Source organism: Nocardia sp. PLKS1-43, assembly GCF_059510335.1.
This window is the reverse complement of sequence record NZ_JCAJZQ010000008.1, coordinates 67,332-92,778: the sequence shown is the minus strand read 5'-3', so window position 1 is coordinate 92,778 and position 25,447 is coordinate 67,332. Positions and strand designations below refer to the sequence as shown.

Below are 25,447 nucleotides of genomic sequence, written 5' to 3'. Positions count from 1 at the left end.
GCTGCGCTTTTCGATGACCGCTACGGTTCGGCGAGGGTACGCAGAGTCTGAATCGCCGGGCGCAGGTGATGTAGCAGCGGGGTCGCCGAAATGGGAGCGCCCGGACCGCTGGGAGATTCGGCGTGCGCGGCCAGGTTGGCGGCCAGGGCGTGGACCCGGGCCGCTGCCGCGGCGGCCCAGGACGGGTCGCGTCCGGCCGCGAGCAGTGCGCCGATGATGCCGGACAGTACGTCGCCCGCGCCCGCGGTGGCGGCCCAGGACCCGCCCGCCTCGTTGATCAGGGTCGGACGGCCGGGCGCGGCGATCACCGTGGCCCGCCCCTTCAACAGCACCGTGACCTGCCATTTCTCAGCAAGATCGCGTACGGCTGCCACCCGGTCCGGCTCCGGCTCCGCACCGGTGAGGCGCTTGAACTCACCGGCGTGCGGGGTCAGCACGGTCGGCGCGCGGCGGCCGGAGATCAGAGCGGGGTCGGCGGCCACCAGGGTCAGCGCGTCCGCGTCGAGGACAACCGGCAGGTCCGTCGCGAGGATGTCCGAGAGCCGTTCGCGGGCGGCGTCGTCGGTGCCGGCGCCGGGGCCGGTTACCCAGGCCTGCACCCGGCCCGTGGCCGAGACCGTCTCGGCGGCAATGACTTCCGGGAAATTCTCGAGCACCTGGGCCGCACCGGTCCCGGCGTAACGCACCATGCCCGAGGTCGCCGCCACCGCCGCGCCCGTACACAGCACCGCCGCACCCGGATACGTCGCGCTTCCGGCGCAGATACCGGTCACGCCCTGGGTGTACTTGTCATCGTGCGGGCCGGGGACCGGCCAGTTCGCGCCGATCGAACCCGGTTCCAGTGCGCCGAGACCGGGTTCGGGCAAGCGTAACCCGATGGGTATCAACTCGATTCGGCCGCACCAGGGCGCCGCCAGCGCGTGCACCGGTTTGTACGCGCCGAAGGCGACGGTCACGTCCGCGCGCACCGCGGGACCGTCCACCGCGCCGGTATTCGGGTCCACGCCACTGGGCAGATCCGCGGAGATGATCGGAACATCCACTGCCGCAACGAGTTCCGCCGCTCGCGGGCGCAGCGGACCGTGGCCGGAGATGCCCACGATACCGTCGACCACCAGGTCGGGCGAGCCGATGTCCTCCCGAATCCGCCCACCCGCACGTCGCAGGGCCGCCAGCCCTTCAGCATGCGCCCGCTCGGGCGCGAGCAGCACCGCCGACACCGCGACCCCGCGCCGGCGCAGCATCGATCCGGCCCAGAGCGCATCGCCCCCGTTGTCTCCCGATCCGGCCAGCAACGTCACCGAACGCCCGGCCACCCCGCCGGTCCGCTCCCGCAATTCTCCCGCGACGACATTCGCCAGCCCGTATGCCGCCCGGTGCATCGGCACTCCGGCCGCGACGCGCCCGAACAGCTCCGCCTCCGCCGCCCGAACCTCGTCGGCCGTGTAATACCCGCGCACCGCCATCGCTCGCCTCCTACCCACCGACCAGGCACATCCGACGACAGCAGACTACGCCGCGGCACCGAACGTCCCGGCCGACCGCAAAGCCGACGTGACCGAACCCGGCCGCTCGGGTAACAGCCGTTCCCGGTCGGCAAGTAACGAGACGAACCGGACGACGACGCGGCACCCACTCACACCGAGTTCGCCGAACCTGTTCAGCAACACACCTGCCCGCGCTCGACATTCAGCAGCACCAAACGTCGGCGAGAGCCCACTCACCCGGCACTCTCCGGCAGTCGAGCCAGCCGTCCTCGCACCGTATCCACCGAAGCTGGACAGCAACCGCCCCTTCGCACCACACCTACCGAGGTCGACCGCGGCCGTTCTCACACCACATCCACCAGAGGCGAGCAGCAACCGTCCCCACACCACACCCACCAGAGGCAAACAGCAACCGTACTCACACCGCATCCACCGAAGCTGGACAGCAGCCGTTTTCATACCGGGTTCACCGAAACGGACAACGGTGCTGCGGCGGAGGGGGGTTATCGGGGGATTAGGCTGGGCGGCATGCCGATGGACTGGAGTCGCCGGAACCTTCTGCGCACCGGATTCGGGGCCGCCGCGCTCGCGGGAACCCTGCTGATGAGCGGATGCGGTTCCGGGACAACGACATCCGCCCCGACATCGGGCCCGGCCGCCGGATCGGAGTCCCCGACCGCGGCGGCCGCGCCCGCCGGGGCGGTGACGGTCGCGGTGAAGAATATGCAGTTCTCCCCCGACGCGGTCACCATCAAGACCGGCGGCACCGTGACGTGGAATTTCGCCGACCGGTTCCCGCACGCGGTGCAAGGCATCGGCGACAGTGCGATGGGTATCAACAGCCCGATCTTCAACACGGGCACGTGGAGTCACACGTTCACCGTTCCGGGCACCTATCGCTACCTGTGCCCGCTGCACCCCGATATGCACGGCACCGTCACGGTGCAGTAGCCGATGTGCACGGCACCGTGACGGCGCGTTGACCGATCAGTACGCCGAGAACACGCGGTCGATCGTGCCGTACCGGTGGGCCGCGTAGTTGCAGGCGGCGCTGATGTTGGCGACCGGGTCGTAGATGTCCCACGACGTGCCGTCCACGTGATAGGCGCGGAAGGTGGGGTCGATGACCTGCATCAGCCCCTTGGAGGGAATGCCGCGAGCGGCGTTCGAGTCGGTCAGGTTGATCGCCCGCGGATTGCCACCGGATTCACGCATGATGTTCCGATGAATTCCTTCGTAGCTGCCGGGAATGCCGCGCTGCGACATGACGAACTGCGCGTTGCGGATCCAGCCGTCCAGATTGTTCGGGAAGGCGGGCGACCCCAGCTGCGGCAGCGGTTGCGGCAGCGGCTGGAGGAACTGCTGCAACTGGGCCTGCTGCGCGGCCGGCAGTTGATGCTGCAGCTGCTGAGCGGGCTGCTGCAACTGCGGCGGCAGTCCCGGGATGGATGTGTCGGCGTTCGCGGCCACGGGGGCCACCGCGACGGCGGCTAGCAGGGTCAGGGGGATCAGTTTTCGAAGATGCATGTCGAATGGGTTTCTGACAGCGCGACGGTACCCGCGAGCGCTCGGCTCGACCTGGCGGTCGAAGCGGTCGCCGCTACCTGTGGCGTTTGTCGGTTGTGTTGTGGGAGTTGGAGATTCAGTTATCCGAAGACATGACGGATACGTGCGGTCTCACACCGGCCGGAAACCGGCGACAGCCGACGCTGCCGTGACGACGAATGTCGCGAAAGCGGTCGTGTCCATACGCTGGAGATTTGCTCTTTGCTCATCTCGGCAAGTCACAGAATGGTCGCGACAAATGAACTGAAGGTTAACAACAGTATAACTAAACACAATTTGAGGTGAGACATATCTAACTCTCGGTCGTCGGAGGTGACTCGAGCACACCCTTGTGACCAGCGCAATGGCCTGGCGGTGACACCGCAACCGGCGATATCACACAACCACTACGCCGGAGAGTTCGCGTTATCCGACAGTGACTCTTCGGCACGGATCGAGCAAACTCCGAACGCCACGGGGGCGCCCCGGGCACACGCGCCGACGGCCGAGGACGCCTCGCCCCCGGCGCGGTGGGGATCAGGTCCGAGCGCGACCGAACGCCTACTCGACCGTGACGGACTTGGCGAGGTTGCGCGGCTTATCGATGTCGTAACCGCGCGTCTGCGCGACCTCGGCGGCGAAGATCTGCAGCGGGACCGTCGACAGCAACGGCTGGAAAAGGGTTGGCGCGGCCGGTATTTCGATCAGGTGGTCGGCGAAGGGACGGACGGTGTCGTCGCCCTCCTCGGCGATCACGATGGTGCTCGCGCCGCGGGCCTGGATCTCCCGGATATTGCTGAGCAGTTTGGAGTGCAGCACAGCGCGCCCCTTCGGCGAGGGCATCACCACGATGACCGGCAGGCCGTCCTCGATCAGCGCGATCGGACCGTGCTTGAGCTCGCCCGCCGCGAAACCCTCGGCGTGCATATACGCCAGTTCCTTCAGCTTGAGCGCGCCCTCGAGGGCCACCGGATAGCCGACGTGACGGCCCAGGAACAACACCGTGGAGGCATTGGCGAACCGCCGCGCGATCTGCCGCACCTGCGGCGCGGTCTCCAGCACCCGCTCCACCAGTTCCGGCATGGACTCGAGCTCACCGAATTCGCGCGCCACCTCGTCCGGGTACTTGGTCCCGCGTGCCTGCGCGAGGGCCAAGCCGACAAGGTAATTCGCGGTGATCTGCGCGAGGAACGCCTTGGTCGAGGCGACCCCGATCTCCGGGCCCGTGCGGGTGTACACCACCGCATCGGACTCCCGTGGGATCTGCGCGCCATTGGTATTGCAGATGGCCAGCACGCGCGCCTTCTGCTCCTTGGCGTGCCGCACCGCCTCGAGCGTGTCCGCGGTCTCCCCGGACTGCGAGATCGCCACGACCAGCGTGGAGCGGTCCAGGACCGGGTCGCGATAACGGAATTCGCTGGCCAGTTCCACCTCGACGGGCAGCCGCGTCCAGTGTTCGATGGCGTACTTGGCGAGCAGACCCGCGTGATACGAACTGCCGCAGGCGACGACGAACACCTTGTCGAACTCGCGCAGCTCCTGATCGGCCAGGCGCTGCTCGTCCAGCACGATCCGGCCCTTGTCGAAATGCCCGATCAGGGTATCGGCGACCCCGGCGGGCTGCTCCTCGATCTCCTTGAGCATGAAGTAGTCGTGACCGCCCTTCTCGGCCGCGGCCAGATCCCAGTCGATGGAGAAGGGGCGGGTGGGCACACCGGAATTGCCGTCGAAATCGGTGACCGTGTAGCTGTCGGCGGTGATCACCACCACTTGGTCCTGCCCGAGTTCGACCGCCTCCCTGGTGTGTTCGATGAAGGCGGTCACGTCCGAGGCGATGAACATCTCCCCCTTGCCGACACCCACCACCAGCGGCGTCGATCGGCGCGCGGCCACGATCGTGCCCGGATGGGCGGCATGGGTGAACACCAGCGTGAACGCTCCCTCGAGCCGGCGCAGCACGGCCAGCGCACTGGCGACGAAATCACCCGCGGTCGGACCGGAGGCGTAGGCGCGCGAGACCAGATGCACCGCGACCTCGGTATCGGTATCGCTGCGCAACTCCACCCCGGCGGCCTCCAGCTCATGGCGCAGCGGGGCGAAGTTCTCGATGATGCCGTTGTGCACCACGGCCACCGCCCCCTCGGCGTCGCGGTGCGGGTGGGCGTTGCGGTCGGTGGGCGCACCATGAGTGGCCCAGCGGGTGTGGCCCATTCCGGTGGTACCGGCGAAGGTCGCCATCCCGGCCTCGGTCAGCTCGGCCTCCAGATTGGCCAGGCGACCGGCCTTGCGTTCCACGGCGATCCCGCCCGCACCGTCCAGGATGGCCACGCCCGCGGAGTCGTATCCCCGGTACTCCATACGGCGCAGCGCGTCCACGACGACGCCGAGCGCGTCCCGGTATCCCACGTAGCCCACGATTCCGCACATGGGGACCCAGCGTACTGGGGCGCGACCGGGACAGCGACAGGGCCGCGACACGCGCTCGCCCGCGTGCCCGGCTGCGCTCGTTCGGCGCGGCAAAGCGCCACACTCGCTCGAGCGAAGCGGTGGCATCGGGTGCGGAAAGCGGGCGTGTCGGGTGTCGGACGCCGGGAGCGTCGCATCGGTTCGCCCTGGAAACCGCTGGCAGACGCGCTGCCGCCGGAATCGTCGGGCTCGGCGACGATCCCGGGATCCGGCGAAACGCCGCCCCCGGGCGGCCATCGGATAAATTCGACGTCGTGTCGGCGTCTGTGAAATCGCTCCTGAGCACCCTGGCCAGCCCCGGCCCGCATCGGGTCCTGCACGGCAATCTCGGCATCGCCGGGCAGCCCGGTTTGGTGTGGACCCCGGAGACGGGCCGGAATCTGCCCGCCGTCGTCTTCGGGCACGGCTGGCTCACCGGTGCGGGTCATTACCGCAAGCTGCTCGAACATCTCGCCTCCTGGGGTTTCGTCGCGGCCGCACCCGACACCGAGCGCGGACCGATTCCCTCGCACCTGAACCTGGCCACCGATCTGCTCACCACCCTGGACATCTGCACGGGAGTGCGGCTGGGCGAGGGCAAGATCAGCGTTCATCCCGGCAAACTGGCCCTGGCCGGTCACGGTATGGGTGCGGGCGCCGCGGTCATCGCCGCCTCGCGGCGCGAGGTCGCGGCCGTCGCCGCGCTGTATCCGGCGGTCACCGCCCCCTCGGCCGAATCCCTGGCCCCCGATATCGAAACTCCGGCCCTGATCCTGAGCGCCGGTGCGGATGCCGATGCGGTCGGCTCCGATGCCGTGGCACTGGCCGCCGCGTGGGGCGGTCCCGCGATCCTGCGCTCGGTCGACGGCGCGACGCGCAACGGCATCATCCGTGGCCGCCGGGCCCTGTCCGCGCTGGGAGCGGCCAAATTCGAGCCCAAGACCGAACGGCTCACCCGCGGCCTGCTGGTCGGCTACCTCACCTACCAGTTGCTGGGCGACAAGAAGTACAAGGCGTTCGCCGAACCGGAAGAGGTGATCTCGCGCACGGAGATCATCGATCCGCACGCGCCCGAGGAGCCCGAGCCGCCGTCGAAGACGCAACTGCTGCAGGTCGTCCAGCTACTGCGCAAGTAGCGAAAGCGACTGACGGGCGGCATATTTCGCCCGTTCTGCCCGCTGCTCCGCCGCGTCCGGGGGCGGCTGCGCCCCGGCCGGTGGCCGATCGCACCGCACCCGGGCACGGAAAGATCCCCGGGACTATCCGGAAAGTCATGGAACCGGAACGCCATCGGGGACGTCCAAGCAAACACTGGAGACGTCGTACGTCGCGTGACGGATGAAAAGGTGGCTGGCACATTGGCTGGATTTCTCTCGGTCGACATCGAGGCACTGGGTAGAGCGGTGCAGTCGTTGCGCAACTCCGAACAGGTGCTGACCGATGCGGTGAACGCGATGGGCCAAGGCGGCCACGGCGAAATCGGGCCGAAGGTGCTCAACGACGCCGCCGAGAGCTTCCAGCGCCGGTGGAAGTACGGGATCGAGCAGATCGGCAAGTCGGCGAGGTCCACCGCGGACGGCATCTCGCAATGTCACGACGCCTATCAGGAGGCCGATACCGCCTTCGCCGAGGCACTGGCCCAGGCGAAGTCCGCCGTCGAGAGCACCTCCGCCGCGGAGACGAAGGTATGAGCCGGACCAATCCGTATCCCAATATCGGTTTCGACCCGGTCCCCGGCACACCCGAGGGCGTCACCGACCTGCGGACGCAGATCAATTCCGCGGGCACGGCGGTCAAGGAGACCAACGACCTGCTCAAACGTCTGCGCAACAGCAACGACGACATCTGGAAGGGCGATGCGGGCGACGCGTTCCGCACGCATTTCGACAACACCCTCGCCCAGGATCTCGGCTACGCGCAGAACTCCCTGGAACGCGCCGTCACCGTCCTGGACGAATGGCACACCGGCCTGGTCGGCTACCAGGACACCGCCAAAACCCTCGAAACCGAGGCAGCCGCGGCCCGCGCCGACCACGCCAAGGCGGTCACCGCGCTCCAGCAGGCCCGCGCCAACCCCGACCTCGGCCTGGCCAACCGAACCTTCACCGACCAGAACGCCCTGGCCGCGGCCCAGTCCCGCCTCGACACCGCCACCGCCGCCGTCCGCAGCGCGACGACATCGGTCACCAACTGTCAGGGCCGGATCGACTCCATCATCAAGCGCGCCAAGGACCTCGAATCCGAACACGGCAAACTCGCCCGCAAGGTTGCCGCCGAACTCGACGCCGCCGCAAAGGATTTCGCCCCCAGCGCGCCGAACCACCACTGGTGGGACAGCATCACCGATGCGGTGAAGGCGGTCGGGAAGTGGATCGACGAGCATCGCAAAGGCCTGCACGAGGCCCTGTCGATCATTTCCACGGTGGCCGGACTGTTGGCGGTCGTCACTCCGCCGCCGATCGATGCCATCGCCCTGGGAGTGTCACTCGCCGCGGGCGCGGGAGCACTCGCACTGGACGCGACCGACAAGGACATTCGCGACGCCTTCCTGCACGGCAGCTGGTCGGACAAGCTGAAGGCCGCCGAGACAGTGGGCGGCGATGCCATGAGCATGATCCCCGGGGTCGGCGGTCTGGCGAAGGTGGGCAAGGTCGCCATGCTGGGCGACGCTGTCGGGGACGTCGGCCGCTTCGAGGGCATGGCGCGGGCATGGTCGGAATCCGCGCACGCGCCGGGGTGGATCAATCAGAAGTTGATCGGTGACGGCACCGGCAAACTCGCGACAGCGCTCAACAGCAGTGGCCTCACCGCCGGGACGCACACCGTCCTACAAGCGATGAAAGTCGAAGGCGCGCATGCCGTACCCGATCCGGCGGTCGCCCTGAAGGTCCTGAAGGGCGTCAAGAGTTCGGTGACCAAGATCGGGAGCTGGGGATACGACGAGGCGACGAGCTGAGCATATGAACACAACACCGAAGCGCCGGATCGAGTACTCGATCGGTGTGGACATCCCATCCGGATACCATCCGCTGCCGCTGACGGATATCGACCGCACCCTCCGGGACGTGGCGGGACCGATCACCGAAACCGCCCCGGATTCAGTGAATTCGAGCATTCCGGAAGTGCTGGGCGTACTCGAATTCTTCCTGAAGGCACTGGCGGCCCGCCGGACGGTATATTGCGGCGTGGGACGTCACATGACCGAGGCGGGTGAATCGATCACCTCGTGGATCACGATTTCCCTGCTGGAGTGCGGAGATCCACAGAATCCACGGCTCGTCGTCCAGGACCTCGCGATGAACAAGCTGGCTCAGGCCCCGTCGGCAGTTGTCGAGCCCGTCGAAGCCGACGGACGGCCGATGCTGTTCTCCGAGGTCACCCAGAGGTTCCCCGCCCCCGACCTTCCGGCGTACGAGGGCGAGTCCGGGGATATCCCGGTATTCCAGCTCGAGGCGCTGGTTCCCTCGGACGACGGCACCACCGTTGCGGTCATCGAATTCTCCACACTGTCGGTCGATTCCGGCCCGCTGTACGGCGAAATGCTGTTCGGAATGGCTACCTCGATCGAGTTCACCGCACTGACGCCCGCGTACTCCAGCCTGAATCTCTAGCCGGGAGCAATGGTGAATCAATCCGTCGGCGTGGCCGATTCCGCTCATCCGCCGCGGGCGATCGACTGGCCCGCCACCCGTGCCACTCTGGGCTATCGGCGGTTGTGGCTCTGGATGGCCGTATTCGTCAGCGCCGCTTGCGGACCGCTGGCCGTGGTAGCGGTCGATACGTTCAACCACCCTGGGGTACATGGTGCGGCGAAGGCGGGCAAATTTCTTGCCGGACCGCTGTTTCTGATTTTCGTCTTCGGCCTGATGTTCTCGCTGACGTTCCTGTGGATACACCGACGACGACGCCGGGCATTGCGGCGGAATCCGTGGATGCGCTGGCAGATCAACTACATCTCCACCGGCCGTTACGAATGGGTGGAACTTCTCGACGCGAATCGCCGGCCGGTATCGACGCTGATCCTGAGCACCTGGGCGAACGGCATCGGCAAGTTGGTGAACCATCGGACCACGGAGGTCTGGTTCGCCGGTGACCCACGCAAGTACGGCGTCATCTCCGTGCACGAGGGCGGTGGGCCGTTGCGGTATGCGTACCACTCCGCGGCGAGGCAGCCGCCGGCGTTCGCCTATCGCGATCCAGGCGACCGGCAGCCGCGGTCATCCGATGCGGGCGAGTACGAGATGCAGCGGGAGAACGGCCGGGTCATGATGAAACGTCCCGGGGAGCCCGACGCCGAATCCAAGCCGAAACGCCATGGGGCGCTGGATGATCCGGACTATCCGTCGCCTCGTAAACTCCGGCGTTCGCTCGGATTCGGGCTCGATGTGCTCATCCATCTGGCAGCCGGCGCGGCCATTGCTTTCGCGAAGGCGCCGGAACCGGTGAAACAGGCTGTGTTACATCGCGTTTGGCAGAACACCGTACCCATCGTGGTATTCACGGTTCTGTTCTTCCTGGCCGCCTCCTTCGTCAACCGCGTGATCATCCAGGCGATCGTCCACACCACGATCGGCAAGGCCGTATTCGGCCTGGTCGCACTCCGGCCGGACACCGGCCGGTACCCGTCGTTCGGCCGATTGCTCGCGATGTGGTTGATGGGCCTCTACCTGCCGCTCGCCGTCGCCGCTGAAATTTTCGGCAACGGCTCCGGCTCCGCGGGGCCCGACCGACCCGAGGATTACTTCCTTACCGCCGTGCGGTGGCGCGATCGTCGTGGGCAAGGACAGTCCGGGGCGGCCGCGCCCTGAAGGGCCACCCGGTACTGGGCGATCCGGTGTCCCACAACGGGTATCGATACGTCATCCAGGCCATCAGCACCTACATCGATCTCCTGAAGCACTTCACGAGTCGGTGAGCGGTCCACCAGCTGCGCGCCACTGCACCAGACCGCCGCTCATATTGACCGCGTCGAACCCGTTCTCCACCAACAGGTTCGCCGCACCCGCGGACCGGATGCCGCCGGTGCAGAACGTGATGAGCAGGCGATCGTCGGGAAAGTCCAGGCAGCGATCCAACAGCACTTCCAGCGGTGCGTGGACCGCGCCCGGAATGTGGACGCGATTCCACTCGAATTGACGCCGCACGTCCACCACGAGCGCGCCGCCCTCGACGAGGCGAACCGCCTCGGCGGCGCCCACGGCCGGGGGCCGCCGCAGATAATGCCGGATACTCATGGGCACAGGGCCTCATCATATTTCACAACCTTCAGCCTAGCTGAAGGTTAGTCGGTTGCCGAGGGCGCCCGCCTCATCTGCGCCCGTAACGCGTCCGTCAGGCCCGGATGCCGGGCGGCGAATTCCGCGTCGAGTTCGGCCACCACTTCCGCGGCCCGAGCCAGGACAGCCTCCCCCGCTGCCGTCACAGCGAGGGACGATGCCGCCCCGGCATGTGCGGTGCTGTCATCGACCAGACCGGCCGCGACGAACCGCGCGACCGCGGTGTGCGCACTCTGCACGGCGATCCGCGAACGTCGCGCCAGCTCGCTGAACGAGATTCCCGGCATCGCGCGAATATGCCCCAGCAGCCCGTACTGGCGCGTGGTCAGCCCGAGCGGCTTCAGCCCGTCGGCAAGAGCCGCCTCCCACATCCGGCTCACCGTGAGCAGCATGATCGTCGGACTGAACGGAGGCACATCGGACATGGATGCACGCTACCTCCGGCGCCCGAGGCTGACGCCGAACGCGGTCAGCGCTCCGGCAATCAGGGCGTGAGAACGCGTTGCCCTCCTCCAGCACGGCGCGGCCGGTCTCTCGCGAATCGAGCGTGACCTAGCGTCCGGCCTCGGAGTAGCGCGGGTGATGCGCTGGCGGCAGCTTCGGACACCGCCCGGCGGGCGGCAAGATCTCGGCCACGATCCCAGTCACGCGATTCGGCGTCGCTTCCCTCCCGCGGGACAGATTCCCGCCGACGCGTATTGCACTCTCGGGGTTGGATTCTCAGTCGAGCGCCGAGACGAGTTGCGCTCTCGCTCCAACTCCGCCGCTGCCCGACGATAAATTCGAATGTCGATGCGCGCACGGGATTACAGTGTCGCCGGGCGGAATCATGGGCCGCCGGTTCTGGATATTCCAGTTCGGCGGACGTGATTTCGAACTGCCTGCAATTGGCATGACAGCCTTCGAAAGTGGGGGGCAGTAATTTCCACGCCATATCACCGGAATCCATGCGCGAGGCAGAGATTCGGGGAACTCCCGAAGGGTGGGTACCGGCCGGTATTCCGGGCAGGTCGCCATGTCCTCCGGGAGTGCCCTCGTCGCCCTCGGGGTACGGGCGACCGTTGGCGGCCCCGGCACCCAGGGGAGACCGCGCGGGGCCGTTGCGCAGGTCCGGGGACGCCGCCCGCTCGGCCTCGGCTCGGCATGCCGAGCCGGAGCCACGTTTGTGGGGCAACGGGATTCAGTGGACAGAGCCGGTTCCGATGGAATCAGCGGAGCCGTCGTCAGTACCCCAGGTGCGCGCATTCGGTTGTCATCACGGGCAATTCACGATGGTTCGTCACTGGCAGGTTGCACATGCGAACACTCCAGAATGAATGCGATGGTTTGGCATACCAGATAGCCGGGGCCGAAACGGTCCCGAAGGCAGAAACTTTCGAGTCCGAAAGGTTCATCCCGGCTACCTGGAGTGCGTTCAGTAGTACGCTCGCCACAAGAGCGGGGGAAGGTTCCGAGAGGTGAATCCGGCCGAAGAATTCCCAAGATCCAATTCCCGCGGCAGAACCATTCCAAATTTTCACACGACCGATAGTGAGGCCAGGTATGACAGCTGGATCCACGATCCCCCGGCGCATGCTGGGACGGCGTCTGAAGCAACTGCGGGAGCGGTCGGGAGTGTCCCAGGCCGCTGCGTGCCGAGCGATCGAGATTGCCCCGCAAACCTTGTGGCGCATCGAGACCGGCCAGCCCGGACCCAAGCTGAAGGACATCTACGTGGAGAGGCTGTGCCGGCTGTACAACGCGTCGGAGGATGATGCGGCGGTGCTGGTGAGCCTGGTGGCGGAGACGAAGAATCCGGGCTGGTGGCACGCGTACGGGGATGCTGTGCCGACCGATTTCGATCTCTATCTGGGGCTGGAGGAGGCGGCATACAGGCTGACGACCTTCCATCTGACCCTGCTGCCGGGTCTGCTTCAAACTGCGGACTACAGGCGCGCGATGATCTGGGCAACCTTCCCTTCGATGCCGACAGTCGAGGTCGAGCGTCGCATCGAGTTCGCGCTGAAACGCCAAGTGCGACTGCGCGAGACGCCCGATCAGTTCAGTGTTCGCTCCTTCGTCAGCGAAGCGGCGCTGCGACATCGAGTCGGCGGCAAAGCCGTCATGGCTGAGCAGCATCGTCATCTCGCTTCGACCTCGCACTTGCCGACAGTCTCCCTCCAAGTTGTGCCCCTGACAGTTGAAATGCCCCTGCATCTCGTTGCCGGATCGTTCACACTGTTGGAGTTCCCCGCACATCCGACGTCGCGACTGACAGAGCCGCCGGTCGTGTACGTCGAGGGCTATACAGGTGCGCTTTACCTGGACAAGCCCGGTGAGATCGACAGATACAAATTGGCGTGCAAGGCGATTCGAGCCGTGGCGCTGAGCGAGCAGGACTCCAGGCAACTCATCCTGGACATAGCTAGGGAGTTCGAATGAACAGCAACCTATCCAAGGCAATGTGGTTCAAGAGCAGCTACAGCGGCCCCGAACGCGACTGCGTGGAGGCCGCGTTCCTCGGCGGCGATATGGTCGGAGTCCGTGACTCGAAGGACCCTACCGGCCCTGCCCTGATCTTCTCTCCTTCCGAGTGGGACGCTTTCACCGCCTCTGTGCGATCGGGCAAGCTCGAGCAGAGCTGATCGATCGCATCCGATGAACCACCGTGAGCCTCGGGTGGCAGTGACACCCGAGGCTCACGTACTTCCCAGTACGGCGACCTGATCGCCCGCCCCACGACACACGTAATCGCCAGGTGTCGTACGCGGGCTGGTCTAATCGCCCAGCGGACAGGCGAATCCGAGCACGACGCTCCGCGTCGGCATTGACACCCCCGCCCTGCAGAAGTCGCCGCCCGGACAGAGCCGGATCGCCGAACGCGCGGCTAGATCACAGCCGAACCGCTCGCAGTCCCGCACGGGCGGTTCTGATCGCCGAGGGGACCGGTATTTTCGAGCACCCCTCGCCACCGATAGTGACGCCTGCGCCTCGCCGTGAGTTGCCCGGCACGTAACAGACCGGATCGCGGAGCGCGCGTTCACAGTTCGCATTCAGTCCGCGCTCCGCGCCCTCGCCATCCCGCAAGCGCCTCTACTCGCCGAACCGGCGAATCCGTCGAATCCTCGATTCCCGCCAAAACGACTACAGCACACCGGGTTCGGCTCCTCGTTCCGGTGCGGCACACCGTGCTTCGATCACCGTTCTCGTTGCCCGGCCGAGTCCGGCCGGGGCTATCATCGAGCGAAGTATTCGAGGGTGTGGGAGTTCCGATGGACGAAGAAGCCGATTTCGAGCCGATCAATTTCGTTGCGATCCTTGCCGACATAGATCGGAAAGAGGCCGATCTGATGGCTGCCCAGCAGCAGCTCGCGGCTATCAGCGCCAAGGCTCGGTCCGCGGACGGCCTGGTCGAGGTGACGGTGAGTCCCACAGGCGCGGTCACCGGCGTGACATTGGCGCCCGAGACATTTCGCCGCAGCACTCCCCAATATCTGGGCAGATCCGTGCTCGAGGCAGCACAGCAGGCTACCCGCCAGGTCCGGCAGAGCGCGAAGACCGCGGCGGCACCCATCGCCGAGATCGGCCGCGAGTTGAGCGCGACCATCGATGAACCACGAATTCCCCGCTCGGCCAACGCACCTGCGTTACCCGGAGCGGAGGCGACATCGACCGATCACAAGGCACGTGTCGGTGTCGATGGGCTGGGAATCGTTGCGGTGGTGCAGATCTCGTCCGATGCGTACCACAGTGGCACGGTCGGCGAACTCGCAACGGCAATCACCGAAGCAGCTGGGCGAGCGGCTCGCCAGATGTACGAGACTCGTATGGACTCAGTCGGATCGGGCCTCATCCCTGCGGATATGCCGAACATGGACGAGTTCTTCCCCGTCCCAGAGCTTTCGGATCAGGAGAGTCCGCTCACTCCCCCGCCACCACCGGCCACCCCTCCGCCGCCACGCCCAGCACCCATCCCGCCGGCCGCCACGAACCGAGTGATCCCCGGAACGCGGAAACCCAACCGCGACCGGATCGTCGGGCCGTCCGACTGGGACGACGACGACGGCTACGGGCAGTCTCGGCAATCCTGGTTGGTCTGATCCCGAGAGGCCGGTCTATTCCTCATCTCCCGGAAAATACCCGGAGCACGCCTGCGAGCAGCAGCAGGCCTACGACGAAAAGCAAACTATCATTTTGCTCTTTCTGATAGGTGGCCAGCATCAGAAATCGGTTGACTCGATCGTCGTGTACCGTAAAATGAACGCGTGATCCCTTTCGGGCGGTTACGGTGAATCCGGCACTGTCAGCGCTGCTGTACCGGGCAACATGAGAGCCGTTTTCCGCCCTGATCTTGGCCCAGCGACTCATTTCCTCGTACGAGCGCTCCGGGTTTTTCCGAATGCACTCTCGAGTCAGTTTACCGAGCCCGAACTGGTCGAATTCGCCGACGACAGGACCATTAGGGTATCCTCCGGCGAATGAAACCATTCCGATTCTCGCTCCCGCAGCGTTCAACGCGGATTCATTCATTCTGACATATCCGACAACATCCCGGAGTTTCGGCCCGGCGAACACCCGAAGAAGTCCTATGTTGTGCTTTTTTTCGGGATGTCCCGCATTCATGAGTTCCATGCGGGCAACAGGTTTCCTGATCCCTGGAACAAAAATGTCGTGTCTCTGCTCTCCCGCCAGGTACCGGATTTTGACGCTGAATTCCGTCACATTTTCCAACATCGTATTATCCCCCTCAGAGAGCTGCCAGATAGCCGGTACGGGAGGTGCCATTCTCGGGCGACCAGCCACCCTGCTTCTCGAATTCGAAACCGTGCTGCTCGACATCCTGAACCAGGCTGCCGACGCTCTGATTGCCCGAGAAGTCCGGGTGCTGCATCTTCTCGATGACCGACTTCACCTCTGCGACTGTCTCTTTGATCAAGTTGTAGTAGTTATCGATCTGTTCGATAACATTGACCACCATTCTGACATCTTTGTAGATCTTCACTGCCTGCGCGGCAGTGAATACCCCGGCAACGATATCGGCAAGCGGATCCTCCGGGCCGCCGCCGATAACTTCCACCGCAGTGTCGACCTCGGCCGTCTCCGCGGCATCCAAGGCAAGCTGCTTGATCTCGTTGTCCAACGCCTGGCTGGCATAGGAGACAACCAGCTGCACGATGGAAAGGATAATCGTGTGCCCTTTTTTGTACTCATCCGCGATGACCTTGGCTCGGTCTCCGACACCGCCGATTCCGTTCGTCCAGCGGAACATGTACGAGTCGAATGCGGTAGCGGTATCCCCCTGCCATTCACTACCGAGTTTCCAGGAACCTTTGCGGAGAGTTCCCGCCACCGTATAGCATGCGTCGCCGAGTGTGTCGTAGGCGTCATGCAGATATATCAGGCGATCCCAATCACCGAGCAACGGCTTGAAGATCAGATCGATAAAGCTGTGTCCGGTGATGAATTTGAAAACCTTGTCAGCAATCCAGATAGTATTGCCTTCACCTGTTACCTGCTTTTTGAGAATATCTGTCGTCTTTGTGATTCCAGTACCTTTGACACCGGACCACTTATTACCCAGACCGTCTTCCTTGAAATTGTCCTTCAACTGACTCAGCACCGAAGGTTTACTCGTGTCCTTCGCCCCCGGAATAAATCCCGCGGCAACACTCGTGAGCAACCCCGACTTCGTACTGCTGGTCTCTGACGGCTCCTTCAACTCCACGGCTTCGTCGTTGAAGTTCAACTGCTCGCCGGCCGGGGTGCTCAATGTCGAGATGTCGGGCACCCCGGCGACCATGTCCGGAAACGCCTGTTTCAGCGCGGCCGCGTTCTTCTCGTCCTCGGTCCGCAACTCCTTGTCGACCGTACTGACCTTGGTCTTGATGGTGCCCATGCCTGTCTGGCACTGTTTCAGCAGATCACCGATCTCCTCGGCGGCTCCCTTGACCGTCGGCTGCAGCACCGTCAGCAGACCGTCCAGCCCGTCCACATCCGAACACTGCTTACCGGTCCAGGCGACCATGGGGCCGAAATGCTCTCCCTGCTTCGCAACCAAGCCGCAGAAGCCCGAAAAGTCTTCGCTGGGTGGCACTTTCACACTGACGGCCATTGCTCCCCCTTCAATTGTCGATCCAGATTTCTTGGTGCCGAGCGAAGTGCAGCTTCAATTCGCCTGGCCGCGTGAGTTTTCGCGCAAGCGCCGCGATGTCCCGTTCAGACCAGCCAACTCTTGCGGCCGTAATATTCGTCGTCCTCGTCTTCGTCGTCAACCGGGCGAACCACGTTGTTGGCCTTGCGGAATGCGGCCGCGCGTGCGATAGCGGCGCGTTGCTCCCGGAGCTCGGCCTCGCGGCGTTCGGCCTCGGTGAGTTGTTCGGCCGGCTCCGAACTTTCGCGGGGTTGTTCGTAATGTTGTTGAATCGCAGGGTCGTTGGCCCGTCGTACCGGGGCGGTGCGCGGAACCATATGTCGTTGGCGCAGCTCCGCCTCACGGCGGGTCACAGCCCGCTGCTGTTCGTCGGCCTCGGCCACTCGATGTTCGTGTTGGGGATCGGCTGCGGATCGAGCGGCCTGCTCGCGTTCCTGACGCTCACGGTTCGCCTCCGCGGCAAACCATTCGGTGCATGCCCGGGCGTTGCGCTCGGTCTGGAGTTTGGCCTCGTCCAGCTCCTCCCTCAGCATCGACATCCGGCGGCGGTTCTCCGCGCCGATACGCTCGATTTCAGCGGCGTAGTCCACGATTTCGACACTCCGTGTTCAGTAGGCCCCGGTGCGGATCACAGCGGCCCCGCCTCCGGCAGCTCCGCGCCACTGTCGAGCGGTTTGGTTGGGGCGGGGGTGGGCTGGTTCTTCGCCCCCTGGTCGTTGTTCTTCAACGCGGCGGTTCCCGGAGTGACGGTCGTTCCGGTGTTTCCGCTATCGACGCTCGGCGTCTTGTCCTGCGTCTGCTCAGTGGTGGAATTCTGCACACCCGAGGCTGGTTCGCTCTTGTGGTCGCCCGAATCCGAGGATGTCGACGAGGAACTGCCCGATGCGCCAGGCGTTTCCGAGGTGCTGTGCGAGTTCGAAGAACTGTGCGAATCCGAAGAACTGTGCGAGTCCGACGTGCCGTGAGGTCCTGACGCGCCCTTGGTATCCGAGGCCGCCTGCGGGCCTGATGCCCCGTGATCCTCGGTGGAGATGACGGGCATACCGTGCTCGTCGAGTTTGAGCGTGTAGGTCTTGTCGTCTCCTGCCGAGTCGGACAGATTCAGCGCGAGACCGCCTTGCAAGCCCAACCCGAGTTTCACATGCTTTCCGCCGACATCGAATTCGGCGATGGACTTCTCCGAGGCGCCCGACGCGCCGCCCGCCGATTTCAGGACGCCATCGATCCCCTTCTCGATCTGCCCCGACAGCGCGCTGATCGCGCTTTCGCCCTGTGTGACCACCGAACTCATCGTGCTGCCGAGGCCGTTCAACGCCGAGGTGGCGGTGCTGGTCAGCGAACTGGCCTGGCTCGCAAGGCTGGAGAGCGTGGTGGCGAGGTTGGAATTATTGCTGTTCGAGTTGTTCGTGTTGTTGTTCGCGGGCGCCGCCGTGGTCGTCGTCTTGTCCCCCGAATCGGTGGTAGTCGTCGATGCCGGCGTTGTCGACTTGGACGGAGACGGAGACGGGGAGGGCGAGGGAGACGGGGAGGGCGACGGCGCAGGAGATGCGTTGGACGTCGCGGGGCGGGGATAGCTGGTGTCGTGCACCGCGTTCATGGCATCGGTGACGAGCTTGTAAGCACTGTTGATATCGGTGTCGGCTTCAGCGCAAACCGTGTCGAGTACTGCCAGCTTCCTTTCGATATCTCCTTTGAAGACGTTCTCCAACCACCAATTGACCGCAATCTGAGTGGCTTCCCCTCGCCCTGCGGGGCCAGTATCGGAGTGTTCAATAGGAGTCTTTCCATGGTCGCCGGTATACAGCTTATTCAACTGCCTGGCAGGGAACCATTTTTCCACATGATCCGCTTGGGTATTGCTGATCCACTCTTTGGCATTGCGAATGTCGATCATTTCCTGAATGTCATCCGCAGACCTGCCGTCGATCTGCAACTTCGGATCGTCCCCGTCGAAATCTGTGATACCGCGGACATTCGCCGCTTTACCAGTCACGGCACTGCGAGCCATATCAATGAACCTGCTGATCGCATCAACCGCTGCCTGCGCTGCTGCTATATCGTTACCTGCCAGCCGGACCTGCTCCACTGCCATCTTATGCGCGGTCTCGGAGGTCGCCCCGCCGCTCCATACGGCTTGAAGCCGAATGGCACAGTTCTGCTGCGTGTATTGCTCGGTCTGCGCCTGGGCCAGCGCCGCCGACAACGCATCACGAGTGCCGGCGAGCTTCGCGAGGTTCATGCCGCGCTGCTCGTCGTATCGCGCCTCGATATCCGCAAGACTTCGATTCGAGGGCCACAGTTTCAGATACAGCGGGTAGAACTTCATGAAATAGACGATTCCGCCCTTTGCTCCCCAGTCGAGAATTTGATCGACCGACTGCCCCGCATGCGCCTTGACCTCATCGCCGGTCGGTGCCGCGATCCCCATATCTCACGCTCCCCTGGTTATCCGCGGCTACTTGTCGGCGTTCGAGATCTGGTCGGCGTTGTAACCGTCGGTCCAGCCATAGGCGATGGCGCTCGTCCCCAGCGCGGTGGCGGTGGCAGTGGTCGCATCACTCCAGTGCTGCAGCCAGTCGGCGATGTGCTGTAGCCCGTCGTGGATCGCGGCACCCTGCGCGACATAGGCACGCCCGGCCTCGCACTCCGCACCGTTGCGGCCGGTGCCGAACATATGGTCGCCGCTGCTGACCGCCTTGGCCTGATTGGCCACGGTCGTCGCCGAATCTCGCATGTGCCCAGCGAGTTTGGCCAGATCGTCCGTACTGACGTCCAACGGCGCGTTCGCCATCGCTGTGTCCCTCCACTCCCCGACCGGCTGCGGCAACCGCTCCGCCGGTCCTTCGGCCTGCGATCGCCCTACCTGTTTGGACGCACACGGCACACGAACGGTTCCGTTCGATCATAGGAGTCGCGGGCACATATATCCGGCGCGCCGTCGACTCCGGCCGCGAGAGCTGGTTAGTGCTTGTGGTCGCCCACGTGCCCCTGATCCGTGCGCACCCACTGGGTCGTGCCGTCGGGGTTGTGGTGGAATTCCCATGCCGAATAGTCGCCGTTGTTGTCGACGGCGGTGACGTGATCGGCGAAGCCGTCGTGGTCCAGATCGCTCCATACGTCTATGGAGTGCGTGCCGTGGACGGTTTCGGCGTCGGGGATGTGATCGCCGTTGAGATCCTGGGTGGGGTGGTGGAGCTCGACAGCGCCGAGGCCGCCGAGATCCGAATGCGCGTCGACGTCCGGCATGTCCAGGCCTGGCAGGTCGCCCGAATTGACCATGTGCAGCTCCTCGGATGGGGTCCGGCGGGAAGTGGCTCCATCCTGTCATCCGACCCACCCGCGGCGCATCCGCCTTTGCCGGCTATCTGTGGACAACTTCCGAATCGCGACGTGGAGCATATGTGCGGCAACCGAACCCGGCTGTGGACAACTGCGCACGCCCGGATTCGGGACCGCTCTCAGTCCTTCGGGATCACCACCCACAACACCAGGTAGATCAGGAACTGCGGTCCGGGCAGCAGGCACGACAGGATGAACAGCAGGCGGATGAGGGTGGCGTTCCAGCCGAAGTATTCGGCCAGGCCACCGCATACGCCTCCGATCCAGCGATCGGTACGGGAACGGGTCAGGCGACGCATATCACTGGTTGTCATATCTCCACTGTGCCGTCCCGGCACCCGCACGCACATCGGGACCAGGACCGATGCCCACCCTGATTTCCGCGGGCCCGATCTCGGGGTACAACCCCGAGCAGGCAGACTCATATCCGTGAACAAGCTTGTCAGCCCGGGACCGACAGGACACGGCGTGCGCGCCGGCGAGGCGGAATCGTGAGCGCGACTCTGCACGCCCGCGGCCTGTCCGCCGGACACGGCGAACGCGTCCTGTTCAGTGACCTGGATCTGATTCTGGCGCCCGGCGATGTGATCGGGCTGGTCGGAGTGAACGGGGCCGGGAAGTCGACGCTGCTGCGCATGCTGTCCGAAGGCAACGCGTCCGAGGGGCAGATCTCGTTGAGCCCGCCCGACGCGACGGTCGGCTATCTCGCCCAGGAACCTGAACGCATTTCCGGGGAGACGGTGCTGGAATTCCTGTCCCGGCGCACGGGAGTCGCTGCGGCGCAACGCTTCATGGACGCCGCCGCCGAACGGCTGGCCGAAGCTCCCGACGACGCGGACGACTACTCCGCCGCCCTGGAACGTTGGCTGGCGCTGGGCGGCGCGGATCTGGACCAGCGAGCCCAGGAGGTGGCCGCGGAGCTCGGCTTGAGCGAGAGCCTGCCCGAGGGTCTGGACACGCCCATGACGGGTCTGTCCGGCGGGCAGGCCGCACGAGCCGGCTTGGCCTCGGTGTTGTTGTCCCGCTTCGACATTCTGCTGCTGGACGAGCCCACCAACGATCTGGACCTGGACGGGCTGGCCCGGCTCGAGCGCTTCGTGGCCGGCGTGACCGACGGGCCCGCGGGCGGCAGTTCGGGTAACCACGAAGAGCCCCGGGCACGACGGCGATCGAGCACAGCCGCGCGGGCGCCGCTGATGGTGATCAGCCACGATCGGGAGTTCTTGGCGCGCACCGTGAATCGCATCGTCGAGCTGGATCTCGCGCAGCAGCAGGTCGGCGTGTACGACGGCGGTTACGAGTCGTATCTGGCCGAACGCGAGATCGCCCGCCGGCACGCCCGCGAGGCCTACGAGGAGTACGCGGAGACCAGATCCGGTCTTCAGGCGCGCGCGACGATGCAGCGTAACTGGCTCGAACACGGCGTGCGCAACGCTCGCCGCAAGGCCAAGACCGATTCGGACAAGGCGGGCCGCAAGATGCGCGCGGAATCGACCGAGAAGCAGGCCTCGAAGATGCGGCAGACCCAGCGGCGAATCGAACGCCTCGAGGTCGTGGAGGAGCCGCGCAAGGAGTGGGAATTGCGGATGGAGATCGCCGCGGCCCCGCGCAGCGGTTCGGTGGTCGCCACCATCACCGGCGCTGGCCTCACTCGCGGTGACTTCACGCTGGGACCGGTTACCGCACAGGTGGATTGGGGCGACCGCATCGTACTGACCGGTGCCAACGGTTCCGGCAAATCCACTCTCCTGGCCGTGCTGCTGGGCAAGGTCACGCCCGATACCGGAACCGCGGCGCTCGGTTCCGCCGTGGCCGTCGGCGAGGTCGATCAGGCGCGCGGGCTGTTCCGTGGAAACACCTCGCTCGCCGAGACGTTCGGCGCACAGGTGCCCGACTGGCCCGAGGCCGAGGTGCGCACGCTGCTGGCCAAATTCGGCCTGCGCGGGCCACATGTGCTGCGCGCCAACGACACCCTGTCCCCCGGCGAACGCACCCGCGCCGCACTGGCGCTGCTCCAGGCGCGCGGGGTGAACCTGCTGATCCTCGACGAGCCCACCAACCACCTGGATCTGCCCGCCATCGAACAACTCGAGCAGGCCATCGAATCCTTCACCGGCACAATGATTCTCATCACCCACGACCGCCGCATGCTGGACAACGTCCGGGCGACGCGACGCTGGCGGATGACCGGCGGGCAGCTCACCGAAGGCTGACCCGCGCGGCACATCGCCACTCCGCGGCGGCGACCAGGAAGTGCCCGTCAGCTCCACTTGGACGGTGGGCGCGCGGACGCCGGGACGACCTCGCAGTCCTCATCGTCCGCGCGATCGGCCCGTGGTCGCCAACGCGCACACCTGTGCGGATGCCGAGCCGGTGCGGCGGCGGGCTTCAGGGCACACCGATTGACCACGGCCATATGATCCGCTGTCCGCCACCCTGCCGGCGAAGCCGCTCTCAGCCCTCCTTGATCGCGGAGATCAGAGTGCGGTCGGCGATGGTCCGAGTGCTGACGATCTGGGTGAAGGTGTGCGGCTGCTCGCCGGGTTTCTGCTGGGTGAGCCGGACCTCCCATTGGCTCCCGTCGCTGCTGCCGCGGGTGACCTGCACGCAGTAGCGGGTGCCGACGGGAACCTGGTTGATCCCGCGCTGAATGCTCTCCGCGGCGGGAAAGGCCGAGGGGCCCGAGGACGCCGAGGACACGGTCGCGTCGTCGGTGACAACCGCGCGAGCCGCCGAACCGGAACGCTGCACGTAGTAGGCGCGTTCGAAGGCCAGGATCGCGTCGGGGCCCGAACTCGTGCCGCCCGGATCCGTGCCGGAGACCTCGTCCGCGTCGCGGCGCTGCTCACAGTCCGCGGTCGCGACCGGCGCCGGCGAGGCCGCCGCGGTGGTCGCCGGTGTGCCGCGAGGCGCCGAATCCTCCACTACCGCAGGCACACTCGCCGCCGCGGTGGCGTTGTGCTTGCGATTGCCGGTGTGCACCACGGTCAATACCACCGAGACGATCACGATGCCGACGCCGACCAGGATCAGCAGGCTCAACACCTTGTCACGGCGACGACGATCGTCGGCTCGGCGCGAACGCGCCCGGCGCAGCCGGGACCCCGCGCTCCCGCCCGATCGGTCGACGATCTGCGGAACCCGGACCGGACCGTCGTCGTCGCTGTAGTCGTATTCTCTGACCGGCACCCGCTCGGGAGGAGGCCCCTGGGGAGGCGGATCCGGTTGCCGCGCACCCTGATCCAGCCATTCCTCCCAATCGCCGGAGCGGTCCGCGGTGCCCGGGATCGGCATCGGCGCGGGACGCGCCGGAGGAGGACGCCGACGACGAGCGCCTCGCCGTCCCGGCCGCCGCCGGGACGGCTGCCGCATGGGCGGGCGCAGCATCGGCAGACCCAGGTCGAACGGATTGTCCTGCCCGGGATCCGGTTCCTCGGAATCAGATCTCGTCATCGCCCAGATCGCCGATGACGGCGGTCGGGACCATCTGCGCCGCGGCTGGAGCCGTCACACCGAGCTGGCCGTCCCGTGGTTTCTGGTCGCCGCCGCCGGTACCCGCCGACGGCGGCAGGGCCAGCCCCGCGGTCGGCCCGGACTGGCTGGGCGCGGGCTCCGAGGCACCGGGCGCGGGAGTCGCCGGTTGCGGAACCGGTTTCGCCATGGGCGCCGGTGCGCTCGTGCCCGGCGGTGTGCTGTTGCCGCCCGGCGCGGGCGTATCGGAAGCGGAATCGGACCCGCCCTGATCCGGCGGAAGGATCGAATGCGAGTTCTGCGCCGGCTGGGCGGAGGTCGTGGACTGCGAACCGCCGAAATCGAACAGGCTCGAACTGGTGCCGCCACCGGTTCCGTCCGTACCGCCGGATCCATTGGTCCCGCCGGTGTTCGCCTTCGGATTGATCAGCTGCGGGATGGCCTGCTCGGCCACCTGCGCCCCGGTATCGATGGCGTGCGTACCGACCTCGGCGATCTTATCGATCAGTTCGGTGCCGATGTTGACCCCGGCGCTGATCGCCGACGACCCCAGATCCACACCCGCCGCGATGAGCTGCTCCTGCAACTGCAATTGCGCGGCCGCGGCGGGATCGAGCTGAGGGCCGGTGCCGGTCCCGTTCACGGACAGCGCGGGCGCGGTGCCGTTGAACGAGGTTCCGTTGAACGAGGTCCCGCTGTTGAGGGGGGCGTAGCTGTTGGAGAAATTGCTCGGCGTGTAGCTGCTGGAACTGGTCGAGTCGTTGCTCGAATAGCTCGGCGTGCTGTCGCCGGAGAACCGGCTCGTGGACAGATCCACCGGCGTGGTGACCGTCAGCGGGCCCATGGCCTTCAATTTCGAAGTGTGCGAGGCCATTTCGGTCTTCGCGGTATCGACCGCGGTGATCGCCTCGCGCAAGGCCTGGCTGGCCCGGTTGATCACCGCATCGGTGTCGGGGGCGGCCTTGGCGTTGTTCAGGATGGTGCGCGCGTCGCGACGGAAATCGGCGATGATCGCGTCGACCTTCTGCGCGGCCCGGTAACTGGTGGACTGCGCATCGCCGAGCACCGCCAGATACTGCGGGCCGCGATCGGAGATGTCGCCGATCTGGGTCTGGGTGGTGCGCAACGCCGGAACTGCGGCGTCCGCGCCGGGACCCGACCAGGTCGACTCCAGCACATGCATGCCGTCGCGGTGCGGCGCCTCGGCATCGGCGGCCTGGGTGGACGAATTCGTCAGCGCCCGCACGATACTCGCATCGGGCGCGCTGACCCCGCTGCCGAGCGATGCGCGCAAGGCCAGCATCGGCTGCACCAGGCGCGCGATGATGGGCGGATCCACACCGTCGGAGCTGGTCTTGGTCGCCGGCTTCGCGGAGCGCGGGGTGATCGGCCGGCGTTCGAGCCGCGGTGCACGCCTCATACCAGTGTCTCCCCGGTCTTGGCGATGGCGGCCGCTGTGCCGGCATCGGAATCCTGCATATCGGAGGTGTAGTCGCGCAGCACCTGTCCGTAGGCGTGGACCAGCTGGCCCGCCGTGGACAACGCCTGCACATGCTGCGAGACCGCGGCGGTGAACTGAGCCGCGAACTCCGCTCCCACCAGGCCCAGATCGGCCGAGAGCCGATCCGGATTCACCGCGCCGCCCGCAGCCACGGCCGCGGAGGCCAACTGCTGCGAGACATTGTCGGCAACGGCCTTGTAGGCGGCCATCGCCGCCGGATCCAGCTTCAGCGCGTCCACTGTTCCCCCTCACG

General features: G+C 65.8%; 25 protein-coding genes. 10 read left to right on the top strand and 15 right to left on the bottom strand.

Annotated features, from left to right (window positions below):
* Positions 1–20: 20 nt before the first annotated feature.
* Positions 21–1,460, bottom strand: a complete 1,440-nt coding sequence (locus tag AC5WS7_RS26335) for an NAD(P)H-hydrate dehydratase (protein ID WP_495957460.1) — start codon at positions 1,458–1,460, stop codon at positions 21–23.
* A gap of 555 nt (positions 1,461–2,015) precedes the next feature.
* On the opposite strand from AC5WS7_RS26335, the gene AC5WS7_RS26330 reads away from it, so the two are divergent.
* Positions 2,016–2,438 carry a cupredoxin domain-containing protein gene (locus AC5WS7_RS26330; RefSeq protein ID WP_495957268.1) on the top strand — a complete coding sequence of 141 codons (423 nt, stop codon included), beginning with the start codon at positions 2,016–2,018 and terminating at the stop codon, positions 2,436–2,438.
* Between the two features lie 36 nt (positions 2,439–2,474).
* Here AC5WS7_RS26330 and AC5WS7_RS26325 read toward each other — a convergent pair whose 3' ends face one another.
* Complete coding sequence (locus AC5WS7_RS26325; protein ID WP_495957267.1) at positions 2,475–3,014, bottom strand: transglycosylase SLT domain-containing protein; 540 nt, start codon at positions 3,012–3,014, stop codon at positions 2,475–2,477.
* Positions 3,015–3,593: 579 nt separating this feature from the next.
* A complete protein-coding gene (glmS, locus tag AC5WS7_RS26320; RefSeq protein ID WP_495957266.1) occupies positions 3,594–5,459 on the bottom strand; it encodes a glutamine--fructose-6-phosphate transaminase (isomerizing) in 1,866 nt (621 codons plus the stop codon).
* A gap of 293 nt (positions 5,460–5,752) precedes the next feature.
* Here glmS and AC5WS7_RS26315 point away from each other — a divergent pair, with 293 nt between their 5' ends.
* The 5 genes from AC5WS7_RS26315 (at position 5,753) to AC5WS7_RS26295 (ending at position 10,285) form a co-directional block, all read left to right on the top strand.
* Positions 5,753–6,613 (top strand): dienelactone hydrolase family protein, encoded by an 861-nt coding sequence (locus tag AC5WS7_RS26315; protein WP_495957265.1) that lies wholly within the window; start codon positions 5,753–5,755, stop codon positions 6,611–6,613.
* A gap of 210 nt (positions 6,614–6,823) precedes the next feature.
* Positions 6,824–7,168 (top strand): hypothetical protein, encoded by a 345-nt coding sequence (locus tag AC5WS7_RS26310; RefSeq protein WP_495957264.1) that lies wholly within the window; start codon positions 6,824–6,826, stop codon positions 7,166–7,168.
* Entirely contained in the window at positions 7,165–8,433 is a 1,269-nt protein-coding gene (locus AC5WS7_RS26305) for a WXG100 family type VII secretion target (RefSeq protein WP_495957263.1), read from the top strand. Before AC5WS7_RS26310 ends, AC5WS7_RS26305 begins: the two co-directional genes overlap by 4 nt.
* A gap of 4 nt (positions 8,434–8,437) precedes the next feature.
* Complete coding sequence (locus AC5WS7_RS26300; protein WP_495957262.1) at positions 8,438–9,088, top strand: hypothetical protein; 651 nt, start codon at positions 8,438–8,440, stop codon at positions 9,086–9,088.
* Positions 9,089–9,097: 9 nt separating this feature from the next.
* A complete protein-coding gene (locus AC5WS7_RS26295; protein ID WP_495957261.1) occupies positions 9,098–10,285 on the top strand; it encodes a hypothetical protein in 1,188 nt (395 codons plus the stop codon).
* 93 nt (positions 10,286–10,378) lie between these two features.
* Here AC5WS7_RS26295 and AC5WS7_RS26290 read toward each other — a convergent pair whose 3' ends face one another.
* Together AC5WS7_RS26290 and AC5WS7_RS26285 are read right to left on the bottom strand one after the other, a co-directional pair.
* Positions 10,379–10,711, bottom strand: coding sequence for a rhodanese-like domain-containing protein (locus AC5WS7_RS26290; RefSeq protein ID WP_495957260.1), 333 nt, complete (start codon positions 10,709–10,711; stop codon positions 10,379–10,381).
* A 47-nt stretch (positions 10,712–10,758) separates the two neighbouring features.
* Positions 10,759–11,178 carry a MarR family winged helix-turn-helix transcriptional regulator gene (locus AC5WS7_RS26285; RefSeq protein ID WP_495957259.1) on the bottom strand — a complete coding sequence of 140 codons (420 nt, stop codon included), beginning with the start codon at positions 11,176–11,178 and terminating at the stop codon, positions 10,759–10,761.
* 1,117 nt (positions 11,179–12,295) lie between these two features.
* On the opposite strand from AC5WS7_RS26285, the gene AC5WS7_RS26280 reads away from it, so the two are divergent.
* The 3 genes from AC5WS7_RS26280 to AC5WS7_RS26270 all read left to right on the top strand — a co-directional run bounded on the left by AC5WS7_RS26280 (position 12,296) and on the right by AC5WS7_RS26270 (position 14,832).
* Positions 12,296–13,174 (top strand): helix-turn-helix domain-containing protein, encoded by an 879-nt coding sequence (locus AC5WS7_RS26280; RefSeq protein ID WP_495957258.1) that lies wholly within the window; start codon positions 12,296–12,298, stop codon positions 13,172–13,174.
* On the top strand, positions 13,171–13,377 hold the full coding sequence (locus AC5WS7_RS26275; protein WP_495957257.1) for a DUF397 domain-containing protein: 207 nt from the start codon (positions 13,171–13,173) through the stop codon (positions 13,375–13,377). The genes AC5WS7_RS26280 and AC5WS7_RS26275 overlap by 4 nt, the downstream gene beginning before the upstream one ends.
* 627 nt (positions 13,378–14,004) lie before the next feature.
* Positions 14,005–14,832: a YbaB/EbfC family nucleoid-associated protein gene (locus AC5WS7_RS26270; RefSeq protein ID WP_495957256.1), complete on the top strand. Its 828-nt coding sequence runs from the start codon at positions 14,005–14,007 to the stop codon at positions 14,830–14,832.
* A gap of 22 nt (positions 14,833–14,854) precedes the next feature.
* On the opposite strand, the gene AC5WS7_RS26265 is transcribed toward AC5WS7_RS26270, so the two are convergent.
* The 7 genes from AC5WS7_RS26265 to AC5WS7_RS26235 all read right to left on the bottom strand — a co-directional run bounded on the left by AC5WS7_RS26265 (position 14,855) and on the right by AC5WS7_RS26235 (position 20,536).
* Positions 14,855–15,466: a hypothetical protein gene (locus AC5WS7_RS26265; protein ID WP_495957255.1), complete on the bottom strand. Its 612-nt coding sequence runs from the start codon at positions 15,464–15,466 to the stop codon at positions 14,855–14,857.
* Between the two features lie 13 nt (positions 15,467–15,479).
* Complete coding sequence (locus AC5WS7_RS26260; RefSeq protein WP_495957254.1) at positions 15,480–16,844, bottom strand: hypothetical protein; 1,365 nt, start codon at positions 16,842–16,844, stop codon at positions 15,480–15,482.
* A gap of 104 nt (positions 16,845–16,948) precedes the next feature.
* On the bottom strand, positions 16,949–17,473 hold the full coding sequence (locus AC5WS7_RS26255) for a hypothetical protein (protein ID WP_495957253.1): 525 nt from the start codon (positions 17,471–17,473) through the stop codon (positions 16,949–16,951).
* Positions 17,474–17,511: 38 nt separating this feature from the next.
* Positions 17,512–19,311: a hypothetical protein gene (locus tag AC5WS7_RS26250; RefSeq protein WP_495957252.1), complete on the bottom strand. Its 1,800-nt coding sequence runs from the start codon at positions 19,309–19,311 to the stop codon at positions 17,512–17,514.
* A 27-nt stretch (positions 19,312–19,338) separates the two neighbouring features.
* Entirely contained in the window at positions 19,339–19,674 is a 336-nt protein-coding gene (locus AC5WS7_RS26245) for a hypothetical protein (RefSeq protein WP_495957251.1), read from the bottom strand.
* Between the two features lie 170 nt (positions 19,675–19,844).
* Positions 19,845–20,162 carry a DUF6802 family protein gene (locus AC5WS7_RS26240; RefSeq protein ID WP_495957250.1) on the bottom strand — a complete coding sequence of 106 codons (318 nt, stop codon included), beginning with the start codon at positions 20,160–20,162 and terminating at the stop codon, positions 19,845–19,847.
* A 179-nt stretch (positions 20,163–20,341) separates the two neighbouring features.
* Positions 20,342–20,536 (bottom strand): PspC domain-containing protein, encoded by a 195-nt coding sequence (locus AC5WS7_RS26235; protein WP_495957249.1) that lies wholly within the window; start codon positions 20,534–20,536, stop codon positions 20,342–20,344.
* A gap of 177 nt (positions 20,537–20,713) precedes the next feature.
* On the opposite strand from AC5WS7_RS26235, the gene AC5WS7_RS26230 reads away from it, so the two are divergent.
* The gene (locus tag AC5WS7_RS26230) at positions 20,714–22,435 is read left to right on the top strand and encodes an ABC-F family ATP-binding cassette domain-containing protein (RefSeq protein WP_495957248.1); all 1,722 of its coding nucleotides are present in this window, start codon (positions 20,714–20,716) and stop codon (positions 22,433–22,435) included.
* A gap of 241 nt (positions 22,436–22,676) precedes the next feature.
* On the opposite strand, the gene AC5WS7_RS26225 is transcribed toward AC5WS7_RS26230, so the two are convergent.
* Genes AC5WS7_RS26225 through AC5WS7_RS26215 form a run of 3 tightly spaced genes read right to left on the bottom strand, consistent with a single transcriptional unit; the run spans position 22,677 to position 25,433 of the window.
* Positions 22,677–23,675 (bottom strand): DUF8176 domain-containing protein, encoded by a 999-nt coding sequence (locus AC5WS7_RS26225; RefSeq protein WP_495957247.1) that lies wholly within the window; start codon positions 23,673–23,675, stop codon positions 22,677–22,679.
* Positions 23,662–25,113 (bottom strand): hypothetical protein, encoded by a 1,452-nt coding sequence (locus tag AC5WS7_RS26220; RefSeq protein ID WP_495957246.1) that lies wholly within the window; start codon positions 25,111–25,113, stop codon positions 23,662–23,664. Before AC5WS7_RS26220 ends, AC5WS7_RS26225 begins: the two co-directional genes overlap by 14 nt.
* Entirely contained in the window at positions 25,110–25,433 is a 324-nt protein-coding gene (locus AC5WS7_RS26215; RefSeq protein ID WP_495957245.1) for a hypothetical protein, read from the bottom strand. Before AC5WS7_RS26215 ends, AC5WS7_RS26220 begins: the two co-directional genes overlap by 4 nt.
* Positions 25,434–25,447: the final 14 nt, after the last annotated feature.